Annotated in this window: 25 protein-coding genes and 2 pseudogenes; 5 read left to right on the top strand and 22 right to left on the bottom strand. The window is 69.6% G+C overall.

Going from position 1 to position 20,572, the window contains the following annotated elements; genetic code table 11:
* Positions 1-22 precede the first annotated feature (22 nt).
* The 4 genes and pseudogenes from QC826_RS16900 (at position 23) to QC826_RS16885 (ending at position 2,864) form a co-directional block, all read left to right on the top strand.
* Positions 23-463, top strand: coding sequence for a hypothetical protein (locus QC826_RS16900; RefSeq protein WP_279761663.1), 441 nt, complete (start codon positions 23-25; stop codon positions 461-463).
* A gap of 160 nt (positions 464-623) precedes the next feature.
* Positions 624-1,532 (top strand): annotated as a pseudogene (locus QC826_RS31280) (PAS domain-containing protein); the annotation flags it as partial.
* The gene (locus QC826_RS16890; protein WP_279761662.1) at positions 1,442-2,635 is read left to right on the top strand and encodes a putative bifunctional diguanylate cyclase/phosphodiesterase; all 1,194 of its coding nucleotides are present in this window, start codon (positions 1,442-1,444) and stop codon (positions 2,633-2,635) included. The pseudogene QC826_RS31280 and the gene QC826_RS16890, both read left to right, overlap by 91 nt.
* Positions 2,636-2,639: 4 nt before the next feature.
* Positions 2,640-2,864, top strand: coding sequence for an EAL domain-containing protein (locus tag QC826_RS16885; RefSeq protein ID WP_279761661.1), 225 nt, complete (start codon positions 2,640-2,642; stop codon positions 2,862-2,864).
* 25 nt (positions 2,865-2,889) lie between these two features.
* On the opposite strand, the gene QC826_RS16880 is transcribed toward QC826_RS16885, so the two are convergent.
* The 12 genes and pseudogenes from QC826_RS16880 to flgB form a co-directional block, all read right to left on the bottom strand.
* Positions 2,890-3,636: a hypothetical protein gene (locus tag QC826_RS16880; protein ID WP_279761660.1), complete on the bottom strand. Its 747-nt coding sequence runs from the start codon at positions 3,634-3,636 to the stop codon at positions 2,890-2,892.
* A gap of 301 nt (positions 3,637-3,937) precedes the next feature.
* Positions 3,938-4,849: a flagellar hook-associated protein FlgL gene (gene flgL, locus QC826_RS16875; protein ID WP_279761659.1), complete on the bottom strand. Its 912-nt coding sequence runs from the start codon at positions 4,847-4,849 to the stop codon at positions 3,938-3,940.
* A gap of 10 nt (positions 4,850-4,859) precedes the next feature.
* The gene (gene flgK / locus QC826_RS16870; RefSeq protein ID WP_279761658.1) at positions 4,860-6,230 is read right to left on the bottom strand and encodes a flagellar hook-associated protein FlgK; all 1,371 of its coding nucleotides are present in this window, start codon (positions 6,228-6,230) and stop codon (positions 4,860-4,862) included.
* 87 nt (positions 6,231-6,317) lie between these two features.
* Complete coding sequence (locus QC826_RS16865; RefSeq protein ID WP_279761657.1) at positions 6,318-6,704, bottom strand: rod-binding protein; 387 nt, start codon at positions 6,702-6,704, stop codon at positions 6,318-6,320.
* A 9-nt stretch (positions 6,705-6,713) separates the two neighbouring features.
* Positions 6,714-7,838, bottom strand: a complete 1,125-nt coding sequence (locus QC826_RS16860; RefSeq protein WP_279761656.1) for a flagellar basal body P-ring protein FlgI — start codon at positions 7,836-7,838, stop codon at positions 6,714-6,716.
* A 10-nt stretch (positions 7,839-7,848) separates the two neighbouring features.
* Positions 7,849-8,511 (bottom strand): flagellar basal body L-ring protein FlgH, encoded by a 663-nt coding sequence (flgH, locus tag QC826_RS16855; protein WP_279761655.1) that lies wholly within the window; start codon positions 8,509-8,511, stop codon positions 7,849-7,851.
* A pseudogene (flgG, locus tag QC826_RS16850) lies at positions 8,511-9,301 on the bottom strand (flagellar basal-body rod protein FlgG). The gene flgH and the pseudogene flgG overlap by 1 nt, the downstream one beginning before the upstream one ends.
* A 58-nt stretch (positions 9,302-9,359) precedes the next feature.
* Positions 9,360-10,082: a flagellar basal body rod protein FlgF gene (locus QC826_RS16845; protein ID WP_279761654.1), complete on the bottom strand. Its 723-nt coding sequence runs from the start codon at positions 10,080-10,082 to the stop codon at positions 9,360-9,362.
* Positions 10,083-10,092: 10 nt separating this feature from the next.
* The gene (locus QC826_RS16840) at positions 10,093-11,319 is read right to left on the bottom strand and encodes a flagellar hook protein FlgE (RefSeq protein WP_279761653.1); all 1,227 of its coding nucleotides are present in this window, start codon (positions 11,317-11,319) and stop codon (positions 10,093-10,095) included.
* A gap of 14 nt (positions 11,320-11,333) precedes the next feature.
* On the bottom strand, positions 11,334-12,017 hold the full coding sequence (locus QC826_RS16835) for a flagellar hook capping FlgD N-terminal domain-containing protein (RefSeq protein ID WP_279761652.1): 684 nt from the start codon (positions 12,015-12,017) through the stop codon (positions 11,334-11,336).
* Positions 12,018-12,020: 3 nt separating this feature from the next.
* Positions 12,021-12,443, bottom strand: coding sequence for a flagellar basal body rod protein FlgC (gene flgC, locus QC826_RS16830; protein WP_093383885.1), 423 nt, complete (start codon positions 12,441-12,443; stop codon positions 12,021-12,023).
* A 10-nt stretch (positions 12,444-12,453) separates the two neighbouring features.
* On the bottom strand, positions 12,454-12,816 hold the full coding sequence (flgB, locus tag QC826_RS16825; RefSeq protein ID WP_279766513.1) for a flagellar basal body rod protein FlgB: 363 nt from the start codon (positions 12,814-12,816) through the stop codon (positions 12,454-12,456).
* Positions 12,817-12,989: 173 nt separating this feature from the next.
* On the opposite strand from flgB, the gene flgA reads away from it, so the two are divergent.
* Complete coding sequence (flgA, locus tag QC826_RS16820) at positions 12,990-13,691, top strand: flagellar basal body P-ring formation chaperone FlgA (RefSeq protein WP_279761651.1); 702 nt, start codon at positions 12,990-12,992, stop codon at positions 13,689-13,691.
* Here flgA and QC826_RS16815 read toward each other — a convergent pair.
* The 10 genes from QC826_RS16815 to fliS form a co-directional block, all read right to left on the bottom strand.
* The gene (locus QC826_RS16815; RefSeq protein WP_279761650.1) at positions 13,676-14,458 is read right to left on the bottom strand and encodes a glucosaminidase domain-containing protein; all 783 of its coding nucleotides are present in this window, start codon (positions 14,456-14,458) and stop codon (positions 13,676-13,678) included. The genes flgA and QC826_RS16815 overlap by 16 nt on opposite strands.
* Entirely contained in the window at positions 14,445-14,876 is a 432-nt protein-coding gene (locus QC826_RS16810; protein WP_279761649.1) for a flagellar export chaperone FlgN, read from the bottom strand. The genes QC826_RS16815 and QC826_RS16810 overlap by 14 nt, the downstream gene beginning before the upstream one ends.
* Positions 14,873-15,148, bottom strand: a complete 276-nt coding sequence (gene flgM / locus QC826_RS16805; protein WP_099416821.1) for a flagellar biosynthesis anti-sigma factor FlgM — start codon at positions 15,146-15,148, stop codon at positions 14,873-14,875. Before flgM ends, QC826_RS16810 begins: the two co-directional genes overlap by 4 nt.
* Positions 15,149-15,210: 62 nt before the next feature.
* On the bottom strand, positions 15,211-16,221 hold the full coding sequence (locus QC826_RS16800; RefSeq protein ID WP_279761648.1) for a flagellar motor protein MotB: 1,011 nt from the start codon (positions 16,219-16,221) through the stop codon (positions 15,211-15,213).
* Positions 16,205-17,122: a flagellar motor stator protein MotA gene (gene motA / locus QC826_RS16795; RefSeq protein WP_279761647.1), complete on the bottom strand. Its 918-nt coding sequence runs from the start codon at positions 17,120-17,122 to the stop codon at positions 16,205-16,207. The genes QC826_RS16800 and motA overlap by 17 nt, the downstream gene beginning before the upstream one ends.
* A 79-nt stretch (positions 17,123-17,201) precedes the next feature.
* Positions 17,202-17,939 carry a FliA/WhiG family RNA polymerase sigma factor gene (locus QC826_RS16790; protein ID WP_279761646.1) on the bottom strand — a complete coding sequence of 246 codons (738 nt, stop codon included), beginning with the start codon at positions 17,937-17,939 and terminating at the stop codon, positions 17,202-17,204.
* A 44-nt stretch (positions 17,940-17,983) separates the two neighbouring features.
* Entirely contained in the window at positions 17,984-18,451 is a 468-nt protein-coding gene (gene fliL / locus QC826_RS16785; RefSeq protein ID WP_093383868.1) for a flagellar basal body-associated protein FliL, read from the bottom strand.
* Between the two features lie 7 nt (positions 18,452-18,458).
* Positions 18,459-19,838 carry a flagellar hook-length control protein FliK gene (locus tag QC826_RS16780; protein ID WP_279761645.1) on the bottom strand — a complete coding sequence of 460 codons (1,380 nt, stop codon included), beginning with the start codon at positions 19,836-19,838 and terminating at the stop codon, positions 18,459-18,461.
* Positions 19,839-19,840: 2 nt separating this feature from the next.
* On the bottom strand, positions 19,841-20,152 hold the full coding sequence (locus QC826_RS16775) for a hypothetical protein (RefSeq protein WP_279761644.1): 312 nt from the start codon (positions 20,150-20,152) through the stop codon (positions 19,841-19,843).
* Positions 20,145-20,534: a flagellar export chaperone FliS gene (fliS, locus tag QC826_RS16770; protein WP_279761643.1), complete on the bottom strand. Its 390-nt coding sequence runs from the start codon at positions 20,532-20,534 to the stop codon at positions 20,145-20,147. Before fliS ends, QC826_RS16775 begins: the two co-directional genes overlap by 8 nt.
* Positions 20,535-20,572 lie beyond the last annotated feature (38 nt).

Here is a 20,572-nt window from a genome sequence, read left to right as displayed (position 1 = left end):
ACACCAGAAAGCCAGGATGAACATGCAGGACGCAGTAGACAATCAGCCGGAGCCGGTCGCGCCGCCGCGCTTCCGCCCGGTGCCGTGGAGTGCCTTGGAGAACGCCGGCGACGTCGAGTTGTGGATCGAGGAGCACAACCGCTGCATGCAGGACAACATCGGCAAGAACGAGAGCGGCTACGGCGTGCGCTTCACCCTGGCCGAGGGCGGCGACATCTTCATGCAGACCAGCGCCGACGGCGCCGTCATCCTCGACCTGACGCCGGAGGCGGACTGGGTGGCGCCGCTGATCATGGCGGCGGCGCGGGTCGAGGCGCCGGCCGGCGCGATGTGGGTGCTGCCCGACGACAAGCTGATCCAGTTGATGATCGGTCTGAGCAGCCTGATCGCCAGTTCGACCCTGGTGGTCGGCCATCATTTCGGCCGCCGCCGGCACCAGCCCGGCTACGCCCGCCAACTCTAGGACGGCGGCGCCGAGGCGGGCGCTGCTGTGGCGGAAAAGGCCGCCGCGCCCCACCTGGGCCATCGACAGCGCCGGGCTTCGGTGCTAGTCTAGTTCTGCCAGCATTCCCACATGCACAACTTTGCCAGCGCGGTGGCCGCGCCCGGCGCAGAGAGGTCACATGGAAGACGATCAAGCGCCGACGACCTTGTCCAAACGCAAGCGGGCGCCGTTGGCGGCCGGCCTGGCCGGCCTGGCCGACGCCTCGGCCGTGCAGGCCTACCACGCCATGATGGCGGTCGGCGCCGGTGGCGCGGCGGCGGCGCCGCAGGCGGCCATCGAGGCCGCCCTGAGCCCCGAGCGCCTGCGCCTGGAGCAGCAGCAGGGCCTGTTCAACGATGTCTACCTGCTGGCCCCGGTCGGCTATTTCGTGCTCGGCTTCGACACGACGATTTTGCAGATGAACCTGGTCGGCGCCGACCTGCTCGGCGTGGCGCGCCACAATCCCCAGCAGGTGCACTTCCGCTCCTTCGTCTGCGCCCGCTTCCTCGACGACTTCGACCGCTTCGTGCGGCGCGCCCTCAACAGCCAGGAGACCGAGCGCTGCGACCTGCAGATGACGCGCGCGCGCCACGAGCCGGGCTTCCCGGCGACGCTGCGCGCCAGCGCCGACGGCAGCGGCCAGGCCTTCCGCGTGGTGCTCGAGCTGGCCGAGGGCAAGCTGGCCGCCCTCGAGCGCAGCGAGGCGCGCTTCCGCCGCATCGTCCACAGCGCCGAGGAGGGCATCTGGGAGATCGACGCCGACGCCCGCACCACCTTCGTCAACCCGAAGATGGCGCAGATGCTCGGCTACGGCATCGAGCAGATGCTCGAGCAGCCGCTCACCGCCTTCATGGACGAGGAGGGCCGCGCCATCCTCGAGCGCAACATCGCCCGCCGCCAGCAGGGCATCGCCGAGCGCCACGAGTTCAAGTTCCTGCGCCGCGACGGCAGCGAGCTGTGGGCCACGCTGGCGACCAACCCGATCTTCGACCCGGACGGCGCCTACCTGGGCGCGCTGGCGCTGGTGAGCGACATCACGGCGCGGCGCGAGTCGTCCGAGCTGATGTGGCAGCAGGCCAACTTCGACGCGCTCACCGGCCTGCCCAACCGCCACATGTTCCACGACCGGCTGCGCCAGGAGATCAAGAAGGCGCAGCGCGAGGGCTGTTCCTGGCGCTGCTGTTCATCGACCTGGACGGCTTCAAGCAGGTCAACGACAGTCTCGGCCACGGCTGCGGCGACAGCCTGCTGGTCGAGGCGGCGCGCCGCATCGGCGGCTGCGTGCGCGCCGCGGACACGCTGGCGCGGCTGGGCGGCGACGAGTTCACCATCATCCTGTCCGGCCTCGACCATGTCTCCAGCGTCGAGCGCATCGCGCAGAACATCCTGGCCAACCTGAACCGGCCGTTCGCGCTCGACGGCGCCAGCGGCCAGGTGTCGGCCAGCGTCGGCATCGCGCTGTACCCGTCCGACGCCGCCGAGCCGGAGCAGCTGCTGCACCACGCCGACCAGGCGATGTACGCGGCCAAGCACGGCGGGCGCAACCGCTACAGCTACTTCACCCCCGACCTGCAGCTGGCCGCCCAGGCGCGCCAGCAGGTGGCGCTCGACCTGCGCCTGGCGCTGGCCGAGCGCCAGTTCGAGCTGCACTACCAGCCCATCGTCAACCTGCGCGGCGGCGCCATCGTCCGCGCCGAGGCGCTGCTGCGCTGGCGCCATCCGCAGCGCGGCCTGCTTTGCCCGGTCGACTTCCTGCCCTTCGCCGAGTCGAGCGGGTTGATCGTCGAGATCGGCGACTGGGTGTTCCGCCAGGCGGCCGACCAGGTGCGGCTATGGCAGGACGGCCTCGACCCGGCCTTCCAGGTCAGCGTCAACCTGTCGCCGGCGCAGCTGCGCGGCGACGCCGCGCTGTGCCGCGGCTGGTTCGAGCACGTCGCCGCGCTGGGCCTGCCGGCGCGCAGCATCGTCATCGAGATCGCCGAGGGCGTCCTGCTCGACCAGGCCGGCCCGGTGGTCGAGCGGCTGCGCGCGCTGCGCGCCATGGGCCTGCAGGTGGCGCTGGACGATTTCGGCACCGGCTATTCGTCGCTGGCCCACCTGAAGCGCTTCGACATCGACCTGCTGAAGATCGACCGCAGTTTCGTGCACTGACCTGGTGAGCGATTCGGGCGACCTGGCGCTGTGCGAGGCGGTCATCGTGATGGCCCACAAGCTGGGCCTGCAGGTGGTGGCGGAGGGGGTGGAGACGGCGGCGCAGTGCGCGCTGTTGATGGCGGCCGGCTGCGACTTCGCGCAGGGCTATGTGTTCGCCAAGCCGATGCCGGCGGCGGCGCTGGCCGCGCTGGCGCGCCAGGGGCCGGCCGCGCTGCCCGGCGCCTGAGGCCGGGCGATCCGCCGGGGGAGGGCTAGCGCAGGCCGAGCAGCGAGATGACGCGCTCGCGGCTGATGCCGACCAGCGCCGAGGTCAACGACAGCAGCGACTGGTAGCCGGGCTGCCTGGTGGTGGAGACGAAGTTCTGCGCCGCCTGGTCCATCGCCGGCGGCGCCTCGGGCGAGGCGGTGGCGAGGCGGCCGCCGGCCTGGCTCAGCGCGTTGCTGACCGAGGCCATCGCCTGCTCGACCTGGGCCAGCGCCTGCACCACCTGCTGCAGCGTCTGGCGCAGCGCCGCCTCGTCCGAGGTGTCCCAGCTGTCCGGCTCGATGCTGGCCGCCTCCGGCTCGGTCTTGACGCGGTTCATCTGGCCGGTGGGGAAGCGGATGCCGCTGCCCTGCACGGCGAAGCTGTCGCGCACGCCGGCCCAGGCGTCCTCCGGCGTGGAGAACTCCAGCGCGCCGTCGGCGTTGACGCCGGCGCGCACGCCGAGCGGGGCCAGCGCCTCGTCGAAGCGTTGTGCGATCTCGGCGTCGCTCAGGCCGGGCTCCAGGCCGACCGAGCGCACGCCCTGGGCGGCGCTGCCGACGGCGATGCTGAGCACCTCGCGGCTGCCGTGGCGCAGGCCGGCCAGGGTCATGCCGCGCACCGTGAAGCGTTGCGCGGCGCCCTTGCGGCTGTAGCCCAGGCGGGCGTCGAGGGTGCCGCCGGAGGTCTGCTGGCGTTGTTTCCAGGTGCTGCTGAACTGGCGCACGCGCGCCTCGATGGTGCCGTCGCGCACCTGGCGCGAGGCCAGCTTGGCGCTCAGGTCGGACTTCAGCGCGCGCAGCTGGGCCGCGCTCTGCTCGAGGAAATCGAGGAGCCTGCTGGGCGCCGGCGACGTCGCCCTGCAGCGGCTGGTCCCAGTTGCTCAGGCCGCGTTGCAGCGGCGCCGCGGCGCCCGGCGTCGGCGTCACCGGGGTGGCGGTGGCGGCGTTCTGCCCGGCCAGCCCCAGCGCCGTGCCGTCGGCCGCGACGGCATTGCTGGCATTGCCTTGCGGCATGGTGGCGGGGGTGGTGGATTGAACGATTTGCATGATGGTTTAGAGCACGTTGAACAGCGACAGCCCGCTGACTTTGGCGTAGGCCTTGTAGGAGGCCTCGAGCGCCAGGTTGTAGCCGCCCAGTTCGGTGGCGGCCTCGGCGTAGTCGAGCTTGCCCAACTGGATCAGCGCGATGCCGTTCGACAGGCTGACGTTGGTGTGGTTGTCGTTCAGCGTGGCCAGGATGTTCTGCGCGCCGCCGAAGTCGGCGATCTTGCTGGAGATGGCGCCCAGCGCCACGTCGGAGCCGTCCAAACTGGCCGTCAGCGCGGCGCGCAGGCTCGGCGTCGAGGCCGTGATGCCCGGCGCGGACAGTTCCGCGATGGTGGTGTCGAGCTGGTTCAGATAGGTCTCCAGGCCGGACACGTCGACGTTGGCGGTCTGGTTGATGCCGTTGCCGACCACCACTTTCTGCTGGTTGGTGTTGCCGCTGAAGGTGTAGCGCGAGCCGACGGGGGCGCCGGCGTCGAAGGTGATCGCGTCGCTGTTGGTCGCCGTGCCGGAGAAGATGAAGCGGCCCTCCTGGTCCTTGACGTTGGCGCTGTAGAACAGCGAGTCGCGGATCGAGGTGAAGGAGTTGACCATGGCGCCCAGGTCGGCGCCGGTGTTGCTGCCGTCCAGGCCCCAGACCAGCAGGTCGCGGGCGCTGTTGATGTCCTTGGTCATGCTGGTCAGATAGGTCTCGTTCTTTTGCAGGCGGATCTGCACGGCGCCGATGTTGGCTTTGTACTGGCCGACGATGGCCTCCTCGCGGTTCAGGCGCGAGATGCGCACACTGGTGACCGGGTCGTCGGACGGCAGTTGCAGCTTGTTGCCCGACGCCATGAGGTCGGTCTGCCGGGCGGAACCCTCCTGGTTGAGGTTCAGGCCGCGCAGCATGGTCGATTGAAACTGGTTGGTGGCGATGCGCATGGTGTGCTCCTTAACCGAACATTTGCAGGGTGGCGTCGAACAGCGAGTTGGCGACCGCCACCGCCTTCATGTTGGCCTGGTACATCCGCTGGTACTCGATCAGGCTGACCGCCTCCTCGTCCTCGTTGACCCCGCTGGTCGACTTCCAGTCGTCCTCGGCCTGTTGGCGGATGGTGGTGGCGGTGTTGAGCAGGGCCTTGTTCTGTTGGCTGTTGATGGCCAGCTTGCCGACCAGCTGGGTGTCGGCGTCGCCCAGCAGCACGGTGCCGACCGAGGTCAGCGTCACGTTCTGGCCCTTGATGGCGATGAGCAACTGCAGGTTGCTGCTGTCGCCCGGCATGCCGTCGGCCGAGAAGGCCAGGTCGTTGGCCTTGATGCCGCTGGTGATCTGCAGCAGGCCTGTGGCGCTGCTCGGGTTGAACACCAGCAGCGGCCCGCCGGGCAGGCCGTTGGCGTCGAAGCCGAGCGCCAGCTGGTCGTTGATCTTGGTCGTCATCTGCTCGGCGATGTCGGAGATCGACTTTTGCAGCGGAATCAAAGTGTTGACCTGGAAGTCGCCCAGGCCGCCCAGTTGGCCGCCCAGTTTGGCGTCGTCCAGCGTGAAGTTGCTGGAGGCGAAGTTGAGCTTGAGCGTTTGCGGCACGGTGCTGTTGTCGAAGGCCAGCGTGCCGGCCAGGCTGCCGTCGACCAGCGGCTGGCCGCTTTTCAGCGAGACGCTGCGGCTGCCGTCGCGATTGTCGATGACCTCGATCGACACCATCGAGGCCAGCTTGTCGATCTCCTGGTCGCGCTGGTCGACCAGCGCCGAGGTGTTGGTGCCGGTGGCGGCGGCGCCGGCGATCGCGCCGTTGAGCGCGGCGATGTTCTGCAGCGACTCGTTGAGCTTGGGCAGGATGGCGCCGCGCTGTTGCTGCACCGACAGCAGCTGGTTGGCCGTGACGTTGTAGATGCTGTTGAAGTGTTGCGACATCGAGTCGGCCGCCGTCACCACCTGCTGGCGCAGCGGGGTCGAGGTCGGGTCGACGCCGGCCGCGTTGAGCGCCTTGAAGAATTCGTCGATACCGGCGCTCAGGCCGGAGCGGTCGTCGCCCATCACCCGCTCCAGTTGCGTCAGGTAGGGCTGGGTTTGCGAGCGCTGGCCCAGGTCGGAAGCGGCGCGCCACATCTGCTGGTTCTTGTAGGCGTCGCTGAAACGCAGCAGTGAGCTGACCTCGACGCCGCTGCCGGCGCTGCCGGCGTTGCCGCCCGGGCCGATCGCCGCCAACAGCACGCCCTGCCGGGTGTAGCCCTTGGTCTGCAGGTTGGCGATATTCTGCGAGGCGGTGTTGAGGGCCGCTTGGGCGGCGAGGGCGCCGGACAGTGCGTTGTTCGAAATGCTCATGGGGCGATGGTCTTTCCTGGTTAAGGCCGGGGGACCAGTTGCGCCTGTGCAGCCACTGGTCCGTTATCTGTAAAGGGCGACCACCGGTCAGCTTACATTAAGCGGGCCGGCAAAGTTCTGCGCCGGCACGCTCGGCGCCGGCGCCGGCAGCAGCTGGCGCAGGATGGCGTCGGCGATGCCGAAGGCGCGCTGGCCGGCCATCTTGTCGGCCACCAGGTTGTCGGCCATGTCCAGCATGTCGCTGTTGACCGGGTCCTTGAAGACGCTGTCCGGGCCGGCCATCTCGCGCGTCGCCGAGCGCATCTGGTGCAGCATGTGGCCGATGAAGAAACTCTCGAACTTGACGGCCGCCTCGGTGGCCTTGGCGCGGTACTTCGGGTCGAGCGTGTCGGCGGCCGGCGCGACGGCCGCTTCGGCGGCGCTGTCGGCGGCCTGCGCGGCGGCGCCCTGGGCGGGGTGGAGGATGGTGTTCATGGGCTGTCCTTAAATGACGATCAGTTCGCCTTCGATGGCGCCGGCCTGGTCGAGCGCCTGCAGGATCGCCATGATGTCGTCGGGCGAGGCGCCCAGGCTGTTGACGGTGTCGATGATGGTTTGCAGCTTGGCGCCGGCCGGCCACTTGAACATCTGGCCCGAGCCCTGGTCGACCGAGACGTTGGACTGCGGCGTGGTGGTGGTCTGGCCCTGGCTGAACGGCGCCGGCTGGCTGACCTTCGAGCTCTCCGAGATGACCACCTTGAGCGAGCCGTGGGTGACGGCGGCGGCGCGCACGCGCAGGCCCTCGGCGATCACCACGGTGCCGGTGCGCGAGTTGAACACCACCTTGGGCGAGTCGTCGCCGACGTCGATGCTGAGCGATTCGAGCTTGGCCATGAAGGCGACGCGCTGGGTCGGGTTGTCCGGCGCCACCACGTCGATGCTGGTGGCGTCGCTGGTGGTGGCGATCTGGCCGAAGCGCTTGTTGATGCTGTCGACGATGTTGGTGGCGGTCTGGAAGTGCGGGTGGCGCAGCGACAGGCGGATGGTCGGGCGGGTGGCGAAGTCGGTGCCGATCTCGCGCTCGATCGCCGCGCCGCTGGGGATGCGGCCCGAGGTCGGGGTGTTGACGGTGACCGAGGAGCCGCTGCGGCCGGCCGCGGCCAGGCCGCCGACCACGACGTTGCCCTGGGCCAGGGCGTAGACCTCGTTGTCGGCCGCCCGCAGCGGCGTCAGCAGCAGGGCGCCGCCGCGCAGGCTCTTGGCGTCGCCCAGCGAGGAGACGGTGACGTCGATGTTCTGGCCGCGCCGGTAGCCGGGCGGGAAGATGGCGCTGACCATCACGGTGGCGACGTTCTTGCTTTTCGCGTCGGTGCCGTCGGGCACCTTGACGCCGAACTGCTTGAGCATGTTGATCACCGACTGGCTGGCGAACTTGACCTGGGTCGAGTCGCCGCTGCCGTTCAGGCCGACCACCAGGCCGTAGCCGACCAGCGGGTTGTCGCGCACGCCCTCGATGGCGACCAGGTTGCGCAGCACCTGCGCGGCCCGGGCCGGCGCGGCGCCGAGCAACAGGGCGCAGCAGGCCAGCAGGGCGGCGGCGGTGGAAAGGCGGGGGCGGGGGGTGTGCATGGGGGAATCCTTAGAACGGCATCCATGGGCCGGTGAAGAAGCGCGTCAGCCAGCCCGGCGCCTGGGCGTCGGCCAGGGTGCCCTGGGCCGAGTAGGCGATGCGGGCGTTGGCGATGCGCAGCGAGGAGACCTGGTTGTCGGCGTCGATGTCGGCGGCGCGCAGGTAGCCGCGCAGGCGGACGAACTCCTCGCCCTGGTTCAGGGTCAGGCTCTTCTCGCCGGCCACGCGCAGCAGGCCGTTGGGCAGCACCTCCTGGACGATGACGGTGATGGCGCCGGTCAGGGCGTTCTGCTGCGAGCTGGCCGAGCCGCCGGTGAAGGAGCGGGTGGCGCCCAGGTTCAGGCCGGCCTTGGGGAAGGTCTTGCCCAGCAGGCTGGGGGTGGCGACGTTGGCCGCCGAGTCCTTGGAGAAGCTGGTGTCGGCCTTCTTGCTGGCCTGGGTGGTCTCCTGCAGGTTGACGGTGACCACGTCGCCGACGCGGAAGGCGCGGCTGTCCGAGGTCAGCGACAGGCCGGTGTCGGCGCTGAACACGCCGCCCGAGCTGCCGCGCGGCGCGGCGCCGCGGGCGACGGCGGGCGGCTCGTCGGACGGGCCGGGCCGCACCGCCGGCGGCGCCAGGCCGGCGCAGCCGGCCAGCAGCAGCGCGGCCAATGCGGTGGCGGCGGCCTTCATCAGCGCGCCGCCTGGGCCAGGTACTGCAGCATGTTGTCGGCCGCCGACAGCACCTTGGTGTTCATCTCGTAGGTGCGCTGGGCGGCGATCATGTCGACCATCTCCTCGACCACCTGGACGTTGGAGCCTTCCAGCGCGCCCTGCTTGAGCTTGCCGAACTGGGCGTCGCCCGGGTTGCCCTCGGTCGGCGTGCCGCTCGAGGCGGTTTCCTGGAACAGGTTCTCGCCCAGCGCCAGCAGGCCGGTCGGGTTGATGAAGCTGGTCAGGGTCAGCTGGCCCAGCTGCGAGGCGGCGGTGTTGCCGGGGATGGTGGCCGAGACCATGCCGTTCTCGCCGATGGTGACGGCGGTGGCGTTGGCCGGCACGGTGATCTGCGGCACCAGCGGCAGGCCGTGGGCGTTGACCAGGATGCCGTTGGCGTCGACCTGCAGCTGGCCGGCGCGGGTGTAGGCGGTCTCGCCGTTGGGCCGGCGCACGGCGAGGAAGCCGTTGCCGGTGATGGCCACGTCGAGCGCGCCGCTGGTGGTCTGCAGGTTGCCGGTGGTAAACACCTTCTGCGTGCCGACCATGTGCGTGCCGTTGCCCAGCTGAACGCCCGACGGCGCCAGGGTGTTGTTGTCGGCGCGCTGGGTGCCGGGCTGCTGCTCGATCGAGTAGAACAGTCCTCGAAGACGACGCGGTCGCGCTTGAAGCCGACGGTGTTGACGTTGGCCAGGTTGTTGGCGATGGCCTGCAGTTTGGCGTCCTGCGCCTGGACGCCGGTCTTGCTGATCCACATTGCTGGATTCATGGGGTTCCCCTAATTGTGTAGGTGTGCGTGTGCGTTACGGAAGGCCGGGCCGGCCGGCCTAGCCGCCGACCAGGCGGTTGCCGACCTCGGCCATCGAATCGCTGGCCTTGAACAGTTTCATCTGGATCTCGAAGGTGCGGTTCAGGCTCATCGTGGCGACCATCTCCTCGACCGCCGAGACGTTGCTGCCCTCGAGGTGGCCGGGGCGCACCAGCACGCCGGCGTCGCTGGCCAGCGGCTGGCCGCTGCGCGCCACCAGCAGGCCGGCCTCGTTCTTGGTCAGCTCGGCGGCCTCGGCCTTGACCAGCTTGAGCTTGTCGATGCTCTGCATGGTCGCCGCGCCCGGGCTCTGGATCGAGATGCTGCCGTCCTGGCCGATGGCGATCTTGCTGTACTCGGGCAGGGTGATCGGGCCGCCCTCGCCGAGCACCGGCATGCCGTTGACGGTGAGGGTGCCGGCCGGGTCGAGCGCGAAGGCGCCGGCGCGGGTGTAGGCCTCGCCGGTGGCGTGCACGGTGAAGAAGCCGTCGCCGCTGATGGCGGCGTCGAGCTCGCGCCCGGTCGACTTCAGCGTGCCCTGGCGGGTCAGCACGGCGTTGGCCTGCAACTGCGTCATGTGGCGGTCGTCGTAGCCGTAGCCGGGCAGGGTCTGCGCCGTCGACAGCTCCATGTTGGCGCGGAAGCCGCCCGTGTCCATGTTCGCCAGGTTGTTGGCGTGCACCTGTTGTCCGCGCAGGGCCCGTTCGGCCCCGCTCATGGCGGTGTAGATCAGCGCGTCCATGCGGCCCCCGTTACAGCGCTTGCATCAGCGATTGCAGCATGGTGCTCTCGGTCTGGATCACCTTCGAGTTGGCCTGGTAGTTGCGCTGCGAGGTCATCAGGCCGACCAGTTCCGAGGTGATGTCGACGTTCGATTGTTCCAGCCGCGCCGTGTTCAGCGCGCCGCCCATGCCCTTGCCGGGAATATCGTCGAGGGCGCGGCCGGAGGCGGCATTGGCGATCCAGCTGGTGTCGCTGATGTTGGTCAGCGCGCCCTCGTCGGCGAAGGTGGCGACGGCGACCACGCCGACGCTTTGCTTCTGGCCATTGGTGTACTTGGCGACCAGATTGCCTTTTTCGCCCAGTTCGACGCCGACATAGGTGCCGGCGGCATAGCCGTCGGCGTTGTTGATCGCGGTGGTGGGTTCGCCGGCGTAATTGGTCATGCCGGTGTAGTCGAGGGTGAGCACGTAGGGATCGCCGGCCACCTTCGGCGTGGCGCCCAGGTTGGCGCCATTGGGCAGGGTGATGATGAGCGGTTGCAAGGCCTGGGTTGGCGGGTCCAGTTGTCCGCTGGCGGCATTGAAGGTCAGCGTGGCCTTGGGCACCAGGGTCAGGTCGCCATCGAGGCTGTAGTTGACATCGATGGTTCCCGCCCCCGTGTAGACGAAGTACTGGGTCAGGATGTGCTGGTTGCCGACCGAGTCGTACATGACCGACGACTTCAACATATTGTAGGAGGTGAATTCGGCCGGATCGAAGGTGGCGTTGGCTGGCGCGACCCAATCCTTCGACAGGTTCGACTGGAAGGTCAGCTTGCCGGAGGCGACGGGGGCGATCTGTCCGCTGGGGATCGGCAGGTCGCCCAGGGGGGACATGTCGATGCTGGGCGGTTTCTGGCTGTAGCCCTGGACCCGTTGACCGTTGCTGTTGACCAGGAAGCCATCGATGTCCTTGGCGAAGATGCCGACCCGGGAATAGGTCGACTGGCCCTGCGCATCCTTGCTGATAAAGAAGCCGCGGCCGTTGATCGAGGCGTCCAGGCCGCGGCCGGTGGCGACGGTGCCGCCGTTCTGGCCGATGCTCTGGGTCAGCGAGCTGACCTCGGTGCCGGTCGGCGTGCTGCCGGCGTACAGCGAGGAGAAGTTGGCGCGGCTCGACTTGAAGCCGTAGGTGCCGGCGTTGGCGATGTTGTGGCTGATGGTGTCGAGCTGGTTGTTGATGGCCTGGATGCCAGACAATGCGATATCGAAACTCATGGCGGATACCTTTCTTAGAGACTAGATTGAGTGGCGGAAGCGGATTTGCCGTTGAAGGCGATGATGTCGGACGGGGTCACCTCGCCGACGTTGGCGACGTTCAGGGCGACATTGCCGCCGCCGGCCATGCGCACGCTGTTGAGCCGGCCGCTGATGGCGATCGTCGGCGTGTCCTTGCTGCTGGTCTCGACGCTCATCGCGTAGCTGCCGGGCGGCAGGCCGAGCGCGCCCGGGTCGATGGCGAAGGGCACCACGCCGGCCGGCTGGGTGCCCAGGCTGACGTTGTGCTTGACGCCGTCCTCGCCGGTCAGCACCAGCGTGGTCTTGCCGCTGGCGTTGCCCAGGGTGATCTCGCCGGCGACCTTGGCCGTGCCCAGCTTGACGCTGGCGGCGCTGACCAGCACGTCCGAGCCGACCTGGGCGCCCATCGCCAGCACCTGCATGCTCTGCAGCACGCTGGCGTTGGCGCTGGTCAGGGTCGACAGGTTCTGCAGCGACTCGGTCTGCGACAGCTGGGTCAGCTGGTTGATGAACTGGCTCGGGTCGGTCGGCGACAGCGGGTCCTGGTTCTTGATCTGCGCCACCAGCAGCTTGGTGAACATGTCCTTGGTCTCGGCGGCGCTGTTGCCGGCGATGTTGGCGCCGCTGTTGACGCTGCCGCCGTTGTTGCTGTTGTTGTTCAGAAGACTGGTTTGCATGGCTTAACCTTCACCGAGTTTGAGGAGGGATTGCTGCATCGTGCGGATGCGCCCGAGCACTTCGACGTTGGTCTCGAAGGCGCGCGAGGCCGACATCATGTCGGTCATCTCGGCCACCTGGTTGACGTTGGGGTAGAACACCATGCCGTCGGGGTTGGCCATCGGATGGCCGGGGTCGTAGACCTTGCGCAGCGCCTCGGCCGACTCGACCACGTCGAGCACCTGGACGCGGCCGCCGGCGCCGCCCTGGTTGTCGAGCCCCTCGTTCATGACGGCGGCGAACACCGGCTTGCGGGCGCGGTAGGTGTCGGCCTCGGTGCCGGCGACCGAGTCGGCGTTGGCCAGGTTGCTGGCGATGGTGTTGAGGCGCACGGTCTGCGCCGCCATGGCCGAGCCGGCGATCTCGGAAATATTCTTGAACGACATGGGGTCTCCCTTACTGGCCGTTGATGGCTTTGCCCAGACCCTTGAACTTCATGTTGGCGAAGGTCAGGCTGGTCTGGAAATCGGTGGCGTTCTGCGAAAACGCGGCCTGCTCGACGCCGAGCTCGACGGTGTTGCCGTCGGCGCTAGGGTGGTAGGGCACGCGGTACAGCGCGTTGCTGTCGGCGTCGAGGGTCAGCTCGCCGGCGGCCTCGGCCTGGGTGCTGGCCAGCGTGGCGGCGAAGTCCATGTCCTGCGCCTGGTAGCCCGGCGTGTTCTCGTTGGCGAGGTTCGAGGCCAGGATGCGGGTGCGCTCGGCCCGGAGATGCAGCGCGTCGGCGTGGACGCCGAGCGCTTCCTTGAAATTGATACCCATCATGTCCCCCTTGGTATTTTTACCGTGTTACTGTGAATCCAGATCGAGTCGAACGGGCCGCGCCACCCCATGTAAAATGGCGGCCGGTCGCTTCACGCGCCGCAGCCGCTTTAGGCATCATAGTAGAGGTATTGCTTATGTTCAACAAATGTATTGTAACCCGGGCGAGCGTAATGTTGCTCGTTGGTATTGTTAATCTTTCCGCCAGAGCGGCCACGCCGGCCGAGCAGGTGCCGGCGCTGGTGCAGGCGGCGGCCCGCCAGCACCTCGAGCGGCAGGCCGAGGGGGCCGGGCTGGTGGCGCCGCAGATCGTCGTCGAGGTGGTGCGCGGCAGCCGCCCGCTGGCGCCCTGCGCGCTGGCGCCGACGGTGGCGGCGGTCGACACCCGGCTGGCCTCGCGCATGCGCTTCGCCGCCGTCTGCGCCGGCGCCGACGGCTGGCGGTACGAGTTCGTGGTGCGCGCCCAGGTCTCGGCCAGGGTGGTGGTCAGCGCCGCCGAGGTGGCCGCCGGGCGGGTCTTGACGGCCGACGACCTGTTGTTGGAGCGCCACGACATCTCGGCCATCCCCGACAGCCTGGCCGACCCCAAGGCGGCGCTCGGGCTGGCCGCCAGGCGCACGCTGCGCGGCGGCGAGGTGTTGCGCGCGGCCGTGTTGGCGGCGCCGACCCTGGTCAAGCGGGGCGACGCGGTGCGCATCGTGGCGCGCCGCGAGCAGGTCGAGGTCAGCATGGCCGGCGAGGCGCTCGACAGCGGCGCGCGCGGCGCGGTGTTGCGCGTGCGCAACGCCAACGGCGCCACCATCCGCGCCCGCGTCACGGCGGCGGGAACGGTCGAGCCGGTCGATATGCCCGTGTCCATTCAATCACCCGACTGAGCGGCGGCCTTGGCGCCGCCGCGCTGGAGTTGCGCGGCCACCTTGCCGAGCTTGTCGGCGTAGGCCGGGTCGGTGGCGTAGCCGCCGCGCGCCAGGCCTTGGGCGAAGGCGCGCGCGTCCTGGCCGGCGTTGAGGGCGCCCTGGAAGCGCGGATTGTCGATCAGCATGTTGGCGTAGTCGCGGAAGGCGCTGGCCGTGTCCGGGTAGCTGCGGAAATGCTCGGTCTTCTTCAGCGCCGCGCCGTGCTCGTATTCGGTGGTGGTGGCGGCGGCGACGGCGCCCTGCCAGCCGGCGCCGGCCTTCAGGCCGAACAGGTTGTTGCTGTCGGCGCCGCCGGCGCCGCGCAGCGGCCGCTGGCCCCAGCCCGACTCGAGCGCGGCATGGGCCGCCACCAGGTGCGGCGCCACGCCGAGCCGCTCGGCCGTCTCGGCCGCCCAGGGTTGGATCGCGGCGAGGAATTGCTGGCGCAGTTCGGGCTCGGCGGCGTTGCCGGGCGCGTCGATGGCGCCGGCGCCGCCGGCGCGCTGGCGCAGCGCCATGCCCTCGACGCTGAGCGCCGGCGCCGCCGCGGCCTGGGAGCCGGCGCCGGCGCCGTGGCTGATGAAGTCGGCCACCTCGCCCTGCAGCTGGCGCAGGGTGGCGCCGAAGCCGGCGCCGCCGGCGTTGCCGAAGGCGGCGGGCAGGGCGGCGGCGGGCCGCGCCGCCGTCATGTTGGAGGCGGTGGCGGCGGTGGCCGCCGTGGCGCGCAGCGGCTCAGGCGGGCGCATACAGCGGCTCCTCGTCGCCGTGCAGCACGCGCTGCATGACGGTGTGCTGGCCGAGCAGCAGCTCGCTGTTGCGCTTGCCGATGCGCTTGCATTCGAGCACGCGCTGCTCCAGCGCGCGCCAGTCGGCCTCGGCCTTGTCGCGGGCGCCGCTCTTCAGCAGGGCGAACACCTGGGCCATCGCCGCCTGCGGGCCGAGCAGGCGCTGCGCCAGTTGCAGGCGCAGGCGCCGGCGCGCCTCGAGCCGGTCGACCAGGGCGCCGATCGCCTCGGCCGCCTCGGCCAGCGGCGCGCTCTGGTGGCGCAGCGCGGCGCCGAACTGTTGTTCCAGCAACTCCTGCAGCAGGGGATAGTCGCGGCCGTCCTCGGCCAGGCCCTGCAGCAGGCCGTGCATGGCCTGCTGGCGTGTCGTCTGGTTCATGGCTCGCTGCCGTGGAAGCGTTGGATCAGGCCGGCCAGCTTGGCCGGGTCGAACGGCAGCTCGCCCTTGGCCAGGGCGTCGCGCAGCGCGGCCACCTTGTCGTGGTCGATCTCCGGCATGGCGCGCAGCGCCGCCAGGGCCGGCTGCAGCACGGCCGACTGCAGCGCCGCCTGCGGCGCGGCGGCCGGCGCGGCCTCGGCCGCCTCGGCGGCGGCGCTGTCGACGGGGCGGGCCGGCGCGACGCCGGCGGCGAGTCCTGTGGCTATTCTCATACGTGTGCCTCTTGGCTTGGTTTCCATGTCAACCCGCTTGCCGCCGGCGGGCGCGGCGTGCTTCAACGTTCATTGTAACTGCCCGGCTTGGCCGTTTTCTTTTCCACGGGCATTATTTTTTCGCGCAGGCGTTGCAGCATCGTCACGTCCGGCAGCTCGGTGTCGATCTCCTCGGTCAGCGCGTTCTTGTTGCTCGGCACGCCGAACATCGCCGCCACGGTCTTGGCCTGGGCGGTGGTGAGGATCAGCAGCTCGATGCGGCGGTTGACGCCGGCGTCGGCCCGCTTCGGGTCGAGCGGGGCGCGGTCGGCCATGCCGACCACCTGCAGCACGCTCTCCGGGTTCATGCTGCCGGCCAGCAGCTGGGCGCGGGCCGACATCGCCCGGTTGCTCGACAAGGTCCAGTTGGAGAAGGCGGCGTAGCTGGTGTCGGCGTACTGCATCGAGTCGGTGTGGCCGACCACCAGCATCTGGTTCTCCATCTGGGCGAACAGCGGGCCCATCTTGCGCAGCAGCGAGCGGAACCTGTCGGTCGGCACGGCGCTGCCGCGCACGAACATGCCCTGGCGGTCGGTGTCGTGCATCATCACGCGCAGGCCGTAGGGGGTGATGACGGACTCGAGGTTGCTGGTCAGGCCGAAGTCGGCGCTCATCTTGGTCAGCGCCTTCGACAGCGCCGCCAGGTCGCTCGGGCTGTCGTAGGTGACCTTGGCCGGCGGCGTGACGACGGGCGCCGCCTCGCCGCTGGCCTTGGCCTCGCCGGGGCGCTCCGAGTTGCCGGTGCGCGGCATCGGGAAGCGCTCGATCAGGCTGCCGCGCGGGCCGCCCACCTGCTGCGGCATGACGCCCTTGCCCTGGTCGGTCTTGGCGCCGTCGGCCTCGGTGAGGATCTGTTCCAGGCTCTCGGTGTTGCGCGCGGCCATCAGCCAGAGCACCAGGAACAGGCACATCAGCGCCAGGCAGAAGTCGGCGAAGGCGACCTTCCAGGCGCCGCCGTGCTCGTCGTGCTTGTGCTTGCCGCCGCCGCGCTTGACGATGGTTTGCTCGTGGCCCTTGTCATGCGGCTTTAGCACGGCCACCTCCCCGGCGCGAGTTCTCTTCCGGCGCGCTGTCGCGGCCTTCCAGGTCGTTGATCCAGCGTTCCAGCTGGGCGAAGCTCGGCTTGATGTTGAGCGGCACCAGGCGGCGCCCGGCGTCGATCGCCAGCAGCGGCGGCTTGCCGGCGACGTGGGTCACCAGCACCACCTTGACGCACTCCTTGTTGGAGGCCTCCTGGCCGACCAGCTGCTTCATCATGTTGCTGATCGGGTCGAGCACGCCGTAGCAGAAGAAGATGCCGATGAAGGTGCCGACCATGGCGGCGCCGACGTGCTCGGCGATCTCGCCCGAGGTGGCGCCCTCGCTGACGGTGTTCATGGTGATCACGATGCCCAGCACGGCGGCCAGGATGCCGAAGCCCGGCATCGCCTCGCCGATCTTGTTGAGCGACTTGGCCGGCTGGTTGAGTTCCTCGTGGATGGCCTCGAGCTCCTGCTCGAGCACGCCCTCGAGCTCGTGGGCGTTGATCTTGCCCATCGCCATCAGGCGGAAGTTGTCGACGATGAAGGCGAGCAGCTTGGACTCCTCCAGCACCCGCGGGTAGCGCTGGAACAGCGGGCTGTCCTTGGGCGCCTCGACGTGGGCGTCGAGCGCCTTCAGGCCGCCGGCGGCCAGTTGCAGCAGCTCGTACATGAGCAGCAGCAACTGGCGCTGGAACTCCGAGTCGTACTTCTTGCGGAACAGGATTTTCTTGAGTTGCGTCATCATCTCGGCGAGCACGTGGCGCGGGTTGCCCAGCACCAGGGCGCCGAGGCCGGCGCCGGCGATGACCAGCAGTTCGATCGGTTGCCAGATCTGGTGGAAGGAGCCGCCCATCATGAAGAAGCCGCCGAAGACGGAGCCCATGACGATGAAAATGCCGAGTATTTGCTGCATGGTTGATGCCTTTCTGCTGTTCTAATTGGTGCCGCCGCTGCGCTGCCGCCGCGGTGGTGTCGCCGTCGCCGCCGGCCGCTCAGGCGCTTTGCAGCACGGCCTTCATCTTGCCCAGGGCCGCCTTGTTGAGCTGGCAGACGCGGGCGTCGGTCAGGTCGAGCACGGCGGCGATTTCCTTGTAGCTCAGTTCGAACTCGTAGTACATCTGCACCACCCGCTGCTCGCGCTCGTCGAGGCCGCGCAGCGCCTGCTCCAGGCTGCGCCGGGTCATCAAAGCCTCCTCCGGGTTGGGCGCCGTGTCGGCGCCGACGCTCTCCTGCAGCACCTCGTCGAAGCTGGCGATCAGCTCGGCGTTCTCGTCGAGCTGGTAGGCCTGGTAGGCCTCGGCAGAGATGCCCAGGCCGTCGAGGATGTCCTGCTCGCCGGGCTCGCGGCCCAGCTTGCGGGTCAGCGCGCGCACCGCGTCGCGCAGCTTGTGGCTGTGCTGGCGCACGGCGCGCGGGCGCCAGTCCTGGCGGCGCAGCTCGTCGAGGATGGCGCCGCGCACGCGCAGGCTGGCGTAGCTGCCGAAGCCGCCGTCGGGCTGGCCGTAGCGGCGCAGCGCCTCGAGCAGGCCCATCAGGCCGATCTGCTCCATGTCGTCGCGGTCGATGGCGCCGGCGATCTGCGAATTGAGCTGGCGCACGATGCGCTTGACCAGCGGGGCGTAGGCCAGCAGGTGCTTCTGCTCGTCGGCCACGCTGTGGCGGGGCGGCGCGCTGCCGTCCTCGCCGTAGCTTTCGGCATATGCCTCCGCGTATTGCTCTATCAATGCCATGCCGGCCCCGCTGGTGGACGAATACTGCGTTGGAGGGTGAAGCATCACTCGATGATCAGTTTGCCTATCATGACTTCGGAGAAGGGCTTTTCCCGTTTGTCGTGGACGTAGGTCTCGTCGAACGCCTTGTTCAGTTCGGCGGCGAATTGGTCGATCGTCATCATTTGCGCGGTGGCCATCGGCAGGTTCGACAAGGTGCGCACGGCGACGCTGCGCAACATCGGCAAATGCTCCTTGGCCGTCTTTTCCTTCTCCTCGTTGGTGGTGATCACCAGATCGGCCGACATGTAGTGGCTGGCCGTGTCGCCCGGACTGCGCTTGAGCATGATGATGACCTTGTCGACCGTCAGATACTTGGGCGGCTTGCCCTCGTCGTGCTTGACCTCCACCTTCTTCTCGTGGCCGGCGGCCGGCGCGGCGCCCTTCGACATGTACCAGACGGCACCGCCGGCGACGCCCGCGCCCAGCACGGCCACGGCGGCGAACGCCACGATCATTTTCATATTCTTCATCTACGGCTTACTCCTGTTCGGTCAACATGGCAAAGGTGGCGGCGGCGGCCTCGTCGTCGGACAAGGCGCGGCCCGGGGCGCGGCCCTGGTCCTGCTGGCCCTGCCGCCCGCCGCGGCCGTCGCCCTCGGCCATAGCCTGGCCGCGCGGGCCGGCGCTGGCGCTGACGTTGACGGCGACCTCGCCGAAGCTGCGCTGCGATAGATCCTGCCGCACGCTGTCGCCGATGTTGTTGAGTTGACGCAAGACCTCGCTGTTGCTGGCCGACAGGTTGACCTGCAGCGCGCCGGCGCTGTGGCGGATCGAGATCTCGATGCGGCCCATGTTGGGCGGCTCCAGGCGGATCACGGCGTGGTCGTTGTTGCGCTGCAACTGCAACTGCAGGCGCTCGCCCAGCGCCTCGCGCAGCGGCTGCTGCCATTGCTCGGCGCTGCCGGCCAGCTTGACGCTGTCGGCCAGCGGCGCGGCGGCCGGCGCGGCCGGCGTGTAGGCGCCGTTGACGCCGTTGCCGGCCGGCGCGGCGGCCAGCCGCAGGCCGCTGCCGCCGCCGTCGTCCTTGGCGCCGGCGGCGGCCGTTGCCGCGCTGGCGAAGTGGCCGCTGGCCGGGGCGCGCTCGGCGTCCTTGCCGGCGTTGCCGGCGCGCGCCGGGGCGGCGCTGTTGGCGCTCGGGGCGGCGGCGGCCAGCGCGGACGCGGCGGCGGCCTGGGCCGCGGGTGCCGCTGGCGAGGTCGGCGCGGTCGGCGCGGCGCCGGACGCCGACGCCTCGATGGCGCTGTCGCCCGGCGTGGCGGGCGCGGCCGTGGCGCCGGCGCCGCCGCCTGTCGCCGCCGCCGGCGCGATGGCGGTGGCGATGGCGGTGGCGGGCGCCGTGCCACCCGGCTGCTGGTTGGCGATGTTCAGGTTCAGGCTGATATTGCTGCCGCTGGCCAGCCGCGCGCTCATGCCGTCGACGCGGGGCTGGTCCTGGACGGTGGCCGAGGCGGCGTTGCCGGCCGGTGTGGTGGCGCCGGCGGCGAAGGGCAGGGCCATGGCCAGGTTCAACAGCGGCGCGGCCATCGCGTTCATCATGGCGCCCTGGTCGGGCGCGGCGGCGGCGCTCGCCGTGCCGGCGTCCGGCGTGGTGGCGGCGGCGCCGTCGCCGCTGTCCGCCGTCGCGGCGTCATCGGCGGCGGGCGGCGCGAGCTCGATCTGTTGGGCCAGGTTCAGCAACTGGGCGAACAGCGCCGCCCCGTCCACGGCCGCCGCGGCCGGCGGCGCGGCGGCGGCGTCGGCCATGGACAGCTGGTCGAGTTGGTCGAGCTGGTTGGCGGCCGGGTTGGCGTTCGGGAACAGGCCGGCGGTGTTCTGCTGGGCGGGTTTGGCTGCGGCGGTACTCAGGGTCATGGTCATGCTTAGATTCCGGTTTCAGCGGTTTCGCTGTCGAGGGCGTAGGCGAGCCAGCCCTCTTTGTTAGCTTGCATTTCGTTCAATTGGCGGCCGAGGTCGGCGGTGGCCTGGTCGCAGCGCTGCACGGCCTGCTCGTGCAGTTGGCGCAGCGCCGCCAGGGCGGCCCGTTCGGCCGCCGTCCAGTTGCCCTGCGCCGCCATCTGCGGCAGCGCCGAGGCCATCATGGTGTTCAGCGCGCCGAGCGCGGGCCAGTCGGCGGCGTCGAGCGCGGCGCCCATTTTCTGTCCCAGTTGCAACAGCGTGCGCTGCCTATCCATTCTTCGCCTGCACGCCCAGCCAGCCCTGCTTGATGGTGGTGAGCAGGGTGGTGACCTCGTCGACGATGCTCGGGTCGAGCTGGACGCCGGCCGTGTGGAGACGCTCGGCGCAGTAGTCGTAGAGGCGGCCCAGGTTGGCCACCACCTCGCCGCCCTGCTCGAAGTCGAGCGAGCTGGACAGGCCGTTGATGATCTCGGTGCACTTGTTCAGGCTGTTGGCCTTGAGCTCGTAGCGCTTGCCGACGATGTGGCCGCGGGCGCGCGCCAGCTCCTCGAGCAGGCCGTTGGTCAGCACCAGCACCAGCTCGACCGGCGAGGCGCGCGCGGTCTGGGCGTCGAGGTTGACGGAATGGTAACTGCTGTAGGCTTCCTGGTTCAACATGGTATTCACCGTACTTCTATGCTTGCGTTGGGGGGGCG

The organism is Rugamonas sp. DEMB1 (genome assembly GCF_029834475.1).
Lineage (GTDB): Bacteria > Pseudomonadota > Gammaproteobacteria > Burkholderiales > Burkholderiaceae_D > Rugamonas > Rugamonas rubra.
The sequence above is the reverse complement of the archived record's forward strand: the minus strand, read 5'-3'. Positions and strand labels throughout refer to the sequence as shown.

Excerpts from the sequence above, each read along its gene's own strand:
- QC826_RS16835 (WP_279761652.1), bottom strand. The coding sequence starts at position 12,017 with ATGCAAACCAGTCTTCTGAACAACAACAGCAACAACGGCGGCAGCGTC.
- fliL (WP_093383868.1), bottom strand. The coding sequence starts at position 18,451 with ATGAAGAATATGAAAATGATCGTGGCGTTCGCCGCCGTGGCCGTGCTG.
- flgL (WP_279761659.1), bottom strand. The coding sequence starts at position 4,849 with ATGCGCATCGCCACCAACCAGTTTCAATCGACCATGCTGCGCGGCCTG.
- QC826_RS16815 (WP_279761650.1), bottom strand. The coding sequence starts at position 14,458 with ATGCGCCCGCCTGAGCCGCTGCGCGCCACGGCGGCCACCGCCGCCACC.
- QC826_RS16840 (WP_279761653.1), bottom strand. The coding sequence starts at position 11,319 with ATGAGTTTCGATATCGCATTGTCTGGCATCCAGGCCATCAACAACCAG.
- QC826_RS16865 (WP_279761657.1), bottom strand. The coding sequence starts at position 6,704 with ATGAACACCATCCTCCACCCCGCCCAGGGCGCCGCCGCGCAGGCCGCC.
- fliS (WP_279761643.1), bottom strand. The coding sequence starts at position 20,534 with ATGTTGAACCAGGAAGCCTACAGCAGTTACCATTCCGTCAACCTCGAC.
- QC826_RS16860 (WP_279761656.1), bottom strand. The coding sequence starts at position 7,838 with ATGCACACCCCCCGCCCCCGCCTTTCCACCGCCGCCGCCCTGCTGGCC.
- QC826_RS16775 (WP_279761644.1), bottom strand. The coding sequence starts at position 20,152 with ATGGATAGGCAGCGCACGCTGTTGCAACTGGGACAGAAAATGGGCGCC.
- flgK (WP_279761658.1), bottom strand. The coding sequence starts at position 6,230 with ATGAGCATTTCGAACAACGCACTGTCCGGCGCCCTCGCCGCCCAAGCG.
- QC826_RS16790 (WP_279761646.1), bottom strand. The coding sequence starts at position 17,939 with ATGGCATTGATAGAGCAATACGCGGAGGCATATGCCGAAAGCTACGGC.
- QC826_RS16900 (WP_279761663.1), top strand. The coding sequence starts at position 23 with ATGCAGGACGCAGTAGACAATCAGCCGGAGCCGGTCGCGCCGCCGCGC.
- flgB (WP_279766513.1), bottom strand. The coding sequence starts at position 12,816 with ATGGGTATCAATTTCAAGGAAGCGCTCGGCGTCCACGCCGACGCGCTG.
- QC826_RS16810 (WP_279761649.1), bottom strand. The coding sequence starts at position 14,876 with ATGAACCAGACGACACGCCAGCAGGCCATGCACGGCCTGCTGCAGGGC.
- flgM (WP_099416821.1), bottom strand. The coding sequence starts at position 15,148 with ATGAGAATAGCCACAGGACTCGCCGCCGGCGTCGCGCCGGCCCGCCCC.
- QC826_RS16845 (WP_279761654.1), bottom strand. The coding sequence starts at position 10,082 with ATGGACGCGCTGATCTACACCGCCATGAGCGGGGCCGAACGGGCCCTG.
- QC826_RS16780 (WP_279761645.1), bottom strand. The coding sequence starts at position 19,838 with ATGACCATGACCCTGAGTACCGCCGCAGCCAAACCCGCCCAGCAGAAC.
- motA (WP_279761647.1), bottom strand. The coding sequence starts at position 17,122 with ATGCAGCAAATACTCGGCATTTTCATCGTCATGGGCTCCGTCTTCGGC.
- flgA (WP_279761651.1), top strand. The coding sequence starts at position 12,990 with ATGTTGCTCGTTGGTATTGTTAATCTTTCCGCCAGAGCGGCCACGCCG.
- flgH (WP_279761655.1), bottom strand. The coding sequence starts at position 8,511 with ATGAAGGCCGCCGCCACCGCATTGGCCGCGCTGCTGCTGGCCGGCTGC.
- flgC (WP_093383885.1), bottom strand. The coding sequence starts at position 12,443 with ATGTCGTTCAAGAATATTTCCGAGATCGCCGGCTCGGCCATGGCGGCG.